Annotated in this window: 6 protein-coding genes; 1 reads left to right on the top strand and 5 read right to left on the bottom strand. The window is 66.4% G+C overall.

Annotated elements, in window-relative coordinates:
* From HMPREF9440_RS08960 to HMPREF9440_RS08950, 3 genes are all read right to left on the bottom strand, one after another.
* Window positions 1-321 (bottom strand): CBS domain-containing protein (locus HMPREF9440_RS08960; RefSeq protein WP_040765471.1); only part of this gene is annotated, 321 nt, incomplete at its 3' end.
* An 85-nt stretch (window positions 322-406) separates the two neighbouring features.
* A complete protein-coding gene (gene ttcA, locus HMPREF9440_RS08955) occupies window positions 407-1,330 on the bottom strand; it encodes a tRNA 2-thiocytidine(32) synthetase TtcA (RefSeq protein ID WP_008543485.1) in 924 nt (307 codons plus the stop codon).
* A 19-nt stretch (window positions 1,331-1,349) separates the two neighbouring features.
* Window positions 1,350-1,745 carry a dihydroneopterin aldolase gene (locus tag HMPREF9440_RS08950; RefSeq protein ID WP_008543484.1) on the bottom strand — a complete coding sequence of 132 codons (396 nt, stop codon included), beginning with the start codon at window positions 1,743-1,745 and terminating at the stop codon, window positions 1,350-1,352.
* An 82-nt stretch (window positions 1,746-1,827) separates the two neighbouring features.
* On the opposite strand from HMPREF9440_RS08950, the gene HMPREF9440_RS08945 reads away from it, so the two are divergent.
* Window positions 1,828-2,019: a DUF2905 family protein gene (locus tag HMPREF9440_RS08945; protein WP_008543483.1), complete on the top strand. Its 192-nt coding sequence runs from the start codon at window positions 1,828-1,830 to the stop codon at window positions 2,017-2,019.
* Window positions 2,020-2,028: 9 nt separating this feature from the next.
* On the opposite strand, the gene HMPREF9440_RS08940 is transcribed toward HMPREF9440_RS08945, so the two are convergent.
* Both HMPREF9440_RS08940 and HMPREF9440_RS08935 read right to left on the bottom strand, forming a co-directional pair.
* Window positions 2,029-3,126 (bottom strand): tRNA nucleotidyltransferase/poly(A) polymerase-related protein, encoded by a 1,098-nt coding sequence (locus HMPREF9440_RS08940; RefSeq protein WP_008543482.1) that lies wholly within the window; start codon window positions 3,124-3,126, stop codon window positions 2,029-2,031.
* Window positions 3,123-5,122, bottom strand: a 2,000-nt coding sequence (locus tag HMPREF9440_RS08935; RefSeq protein ID WP_008543481.1) for a lytic transglycosylase domain-containing protein, incomplete at its 5' end; no start/stop codon positions are given. The genes HMPREF9440_RS08940 and HMPREF9440_RS08935, both read right to left, overlap by 4 nt.

Here is a 5,122-nt window from a genome sequence, read left to right as displayed (position 1 = left end):
CGGAAGACGGCGGATGCCGAACTCACGCATGCGCGCGAGCGCGGTCACCATGCCTTCGTTGGGGGTCGCCGTCACGACGGGCTTCGTCATGATGTCGGAGACCTTCGACTCGTCGGGGTTCTTGCCGCGGGCGACGACTTCGATCGCGATGTCGCGGTCGGTGATCATGCCGATCGGGCGGGCGGTTGCGTCCGTGACGACGAGGCTGCCGACGTGGTCGAGGCGCATGCGCAGCGCGCACTCGGTGATGGTGCAGTCGGCGCTGATGGTGGCGACCTCGTGGACGGCCATATCGATAACTTTGAGAGAACGGGTGCGCATGGTGTCTTCGTTGAAGAGGAGCCGCATCCGTGCGGCTCCTTCGAGTTCAGGAACGAGGTTGATTGTAAGGGATTGAGCGGCCGCTTCAGTCCTCATCCCCGGGAGTTTCCGCCGCGTCGGCCGTCGCCGGCAGACGCGGTTCGAACCGCTCGAAGTCGTAGAGCGACTTGTCCATCAGATGCGAGGGCGAAACGCGCTGCAGGCTCATGAACATGTTGTAGATGCGGCCCGGGAATTCACGGTCCCACGAGCGGATGAGCTCCTTGATTTCCTGGCGCTTGAGATTCTCGCCGGCGCCGCAGATCCCCTTGGCCGCCAGCGGATAGCCCTTCGCCTTGGCGTACTTTTCCGTCTCGTATTCGCGCACGTAGGCGAGCGGGCGGATGACGACGTTCTTCTTGTCGTCGCTGCGCAGAATCGGCGGCATGGCCTTCATGCGGCCGCCGTAGAAGAGGTTGAGCATCAGCGTGCCGACGATGTCGTCCATATGGTGCCCGAGCGCGATCTTGTTGCAGCCCATCTCGCTCGCGACGCGGTAGAGAATCCCGCGGCGAAGGCGCGCGCAGAGCGAGCAGACGTTCTTCCCTTCGGGGATGAGGCGCTGAATGATGCTGTAGGTGTCCTGATCCTCGATGTGGTACGGGACGCCGGTCGAGGCGAGGTGCCGCTCCAACGCTTCGCGCGGGAACTGCGGGATGTGCTGGTCGACGTTCACCGCAACGAGTTCGAACGAAATCGGAGCGCGCTCGCGCAGGATGCGCAGCGCGTCCAGAAGCACGTAGCTGTCCTTGCCGCCGCTCATCGCGACCATCACCTTGTCGCCTTCTTCAATCATCTTGAAGTCCGTGATCGCCTGGGCGGTGAGGCGCACGATGCGTTTTTCGAGCTTGCGCTGGGAGAAGGAGAGCTGGTTGCGCTCCGAGAGACCCATGAGGCGGCCTTCGGGGATGTCCGAGCGGAAGACGGGCTCGGCTTGGGGTCGGATGGGGATGACGTTCTTCTCGGTCATGATGGGGCGGGGATGTTTCTCAGCGAAGGCGCGCGGCGTCGCCGCGGCGCCAGGTTTCGACGCCGATTCGGGCGTCGGGATAGGCTTCGAGCTTCGTGCTCTGCACCCGAACGAGCTCCACCGCGGGAAGCGCGGCGAGGTGCCGGGCGATCCGCTCGACCAACGTTTCCTGCAGGTCGACGTGGCCGCGGGCGGCTTCATTGCGGATCGCCTCCACGATGAGGTCGTAGTTGAGGACGTCGTCGAGGACGTCCTCACGGGCGTTTTCGGGACGGCGAACCCAGACGTCCGCTTCAAAGGCGACCTTCTGCAGGCGGCCGCGTTCACGTTCGTACGCGCCGATGGCGCAGGGAAGGGTGAGGCCGCGAAGCAGAATGCGTCGGCAGCCGAGGCGGATTTCGTCGGAGGGCGACATCACGAAAGGGGGCTTGGATGGGAAAGAATTCTCATTCTAGCCGCGTAGAATGTCGGGCAAACCGGAAAACTCAAGTTCCTTTATGCGCTGGATTCTTGCCATCTTCGTGCTTCTCGTCGTGCTGCTGACGACGCTCCCGACGCTCTCGCGTTTCGGGATCGGTCGGTTGCCCGGCGACCTCAGCTTCACCGTCTTCGGCCGACGCGTGGAGCTCCCCTTCATGAGCACGATTCTGCTGCTCGCCGCGATCGTGCTGATCGGGAAGCTGATCTGATCTCTTTCCTCAGAGCACGGCCCTGAGGGCTTCCGTGCGGGCTTCGAGCACCGCACCGGGAATGGCCTTCGGGTCCGTCTGCGCGTGGGCGACGGCGCCCGCATCGACCGAGCGCCAGGCAGCGAGCGCCTTCATGCGCAGATCTTCCTTCAGATCCCCTTCGGCCTCGGGGAGGTGCTTCGCGAACCGGATCAGGTCTTCGGCGCGCTCGGGGCGACGAAGCGCATCCGCGCGCACCATGAAGTCGCGAAGGTTCACGAGCGTCGCCGGCGCGGTGAGAAGCGGGCGCACGGCGTGCAGGGTGAGCGCGTATTCCATCGCGTCGACGGGGCTGCGGAGCGCCTTCAGGAACGCCTTCGCCGCATCGCCCGAACTCATCCCCAACGTCATCGCCGCGAGCCGCGCAGCCATCGGGTGGCCCGCACGGGCGACGTCGCCCACGGCGCGCCGGATGGGCGCCTCCATCGGAACGTCGGCGTAGAGCCTCGCCCAGAAGCCGCACTCGAGGAGCACCTCGAACATCCGCTCGGGGGCCTTCGTTTCGAGCCCCTTTTGAAATTCCGCCTGCACGCGCTCGGGAACGAGCGCGTCGGCTTCCCCCGCGTCGACCATGCCGCGCATGAGCGCCATCGTCTCGGGGGCCACCGTGAATTCCGGGAAGCGCGCCGCAAAGCGCGCGCACCGGAGAATGCGCACCGGGTCCTCGGCAAACGCTTCGCTCACGTGCCGGAGCACGCGAGCTCGCAAATCAGCGGCGCCGCCGTAGGGGTCGGTGAGGTTCCCGTCCGCATCCATCGCGATCGCGTTGATCGTGAGATCGCGCCGACGGAGGTCGTCTTCGAGCGTCACGTCGGGCGCGGCGTGAAAGACGAACCCGTGGTAGCCGGGCGCGGTTTTGCGCTCCGTGCGCGCGAGCGCGTACTCCTCATGGGTCTTCGGGTGAAGGAAGACCGGAAAGTCGCCGCCCACGGGCTTGAACCCGCGGCGCACCATCGCCTCGGGCGTCTCGCCCAGAACGACCCAGTCGCGGTCCTTGGGACGCACGGGGAAGCCTTCTTCTTCGAGGAGACGGTCGCGGACCCAGCCGCCGACGATGTGGCACTTCATGGGAGTTCGGATTTGGATGCGGAGGCCGGGAGCACGCGGCCCAGAAGCCTCGTGAAGCTCTTCACGGGCTGGTCGGTCCGCATGGAATAGGTCTGCATGTTGGCGAGCACGTTCTTCACGTAGTCGCGGGTTTCATGGAACGGAATCGTCTCGATGAAGACGGCCGCCTCCATCGGATCCTTCAGCGTGGCGCGCCACACGCGCGCACGCGCCGGCCCCGCATTGTAGGCCGCGGTGGCGAGCACGAAGCTCTGGTCGAGCTCCGCGTAGAGCATGCGCAGGTACGCGGTCCCCAAGACGAGGTTCATTTCGAGGTCGGTGAGCTTTTCATCGCGGTAGTCTTCGATGCCGATGCGGTTGGCGATCCAGGCGGCGGTGGCGGGCATCACCTGCATGAGGCCCTGGGCGCCGACGGAACTCTTCACCGCCGGGATGAAGCGGGACTCCTGGCGGATCAACCCGTAGACCCAGCTCATCGGGATCTGCTGCGCCGAACTCACGCGCTCGACCAAGGTCTTGTGCGGCGTCGGGAAGCGCTGCTCGATCAAGGATTCATCCCCGGAGCGCAGGCTCGTGTTGATCATGCGGTGCACGAGCATGCGGCTCCCGGCCCAGTCGGCGAGGATCACGTAGTCGCGGCCCTTGATGCCGCGCATCGCCCAGTTCCACTCGCGGTGCCCGTCCCAGTAGAGGTGCATGCGGTAGAAGAGGATCGCGCGTTCCAAGGACGGATGGTCGTCCCAGCGGGCCAGCTCTTCGGGGGTCGGCGTCTTCGCGCGCACGCGCTCCAACGCATAGGGGATGCCGAGGGCGTCCGAGGCCAACTTCCCGTAGAAGGTCGTGTTCCCGGCGATGCGGCGAAGAAGCGGTTCCGCCTGATCGCGAAGCCCCCGCGCGAGGTACGAGCGGGCGCGCCAGTAGGTCCAGATTTCCGTGCGCCGGAGGTGCTCCGGCATCCGGTCGATGATCCCGCCCAGCGTGTAGAAGTTCCCCGCGCGAAGCGCCGCGCGGGCTTCCCAGGCGGCGAGCCCGTCGCGGTCGACGACGAGAAGGGGATTGAGGCGCAGCCCCCCGCGGTCCGCGCGGGCGTACCAACGGGGCGCGTCCGGATTGAGGCTCACGACCGCGTGGTAGCCGATGCGGCTCCAAAGGAGCGCGCGCCAGAAGGCGCTCAAGCGCGCTTCGACTTTGAGCACCGTCTTCTCGGCCATTTCGGGCTGCGTGCGCGCGAGGCGCAGCGCCGCGAAGACCGCAAGGCGCGCCGAAATGCGGCGCCCGTCGGCTTCCGTGCGGTTGAACCACACGGTGGGGCGCTCAAGGATGTCGTTCAGCGTCTCGATCGAGGCCGGGAGTTCCGGGCGCGGCACGTACGGGAGCGCGCGCTTCACCTCGTCCCAGCGGCCCTTCTGCAGAAGGATGATCACGCGGTCCCAGGCCCAGCTGCGGTCACGGGCGACGATGTCGTCGCCCAACTCGCGGATGGCGGGCGTCAGGACGTTCCCGTCGCGGTAGTGGATCTTCGCGTCGGTGAGCGCCTTCTGCCGAACGCCGCGCTCGGCTGAAGCCAACCGGTAGCGCAGACGCCAGGCGGTGATCACCGCGTCGTCCGCATTCCAGACGAGCTTTTGGTCGATCGCGTCGAAGAGGAGGGGGTTCAGCCTCCCGCCCACTTCGCGCAGGTAGTGCGCCGCGGCGGTCTCGCCCAGATATTCCCCCTGATGCCGCTCGATGAAGCTCTGCATCGCCATGTTGGTGTCGGGGGCGTCGGGTTCGGCCTTGAGCGCCAAGGCGAGGGCCCAGAATTCGAGGTAGCCCTCCAATGGGTGCCCGACGAAGATCTTCCGGTAGATGAGGAGGTCGTCCGCGTCGCCGCGCTGGTACGCGTCGCGCGCCTCCAGGAAGAGCTTGTCGTAGGGGCTCATTGAGGGCGCAAGGAGCGCCCGCTCCAAGGGGTCGACCGGCGGGTCGACGAGAAGCTCCGCGGTGGCGCGGCCCG

The organism is Sutterella parvirubra YIT 11816, assembly GCF_000250875.1.
GTDB lineage: Bacteria > Pseudomonadota > Gammaproteobacteria > Burkholderiales > Burkholderiaceae_F > Sutterella > Sutterella parvirubra.
This window is presented reverse-complemented; position numbering and strand designations above follow the sequence as displayed.

What these genes read in the sequence shown, in the direction of transcription:
- HMPREF9440_RS08940 (WP_008543482.1), bottom strand. Translation starts at nt 3,126, where the DNA reads ATGAAGTGCCACATCGTCGGCGGCTGGGTCCGCGACCGTCTCCTCGAA.
- ttcA (WP_008543485.1), bottom strand. Translation starts at nt 1,330, where the DNA reads ATGACCGAGAAGAACGTCATCCCCATCCGACCCCAAGCCGAGCCCGTC.
- HMPREF9440_RS08950 (WP_008543484.1), bottom strand. Translation starts at nt 1,745, where the DNA reads ATGTCGCCCTCCGACGAAATCCGCCTCGGCTGCCGACGCATTCTGCTT.
- HMPREF9440_RS08945 (WP_008543483.1), top strand. Translation starts at nt 1,828, where the DNA reads ATGCGCTGGATTCTTGCCATCTTCGTGCTTCTCGTCGTGCTGCTGACG.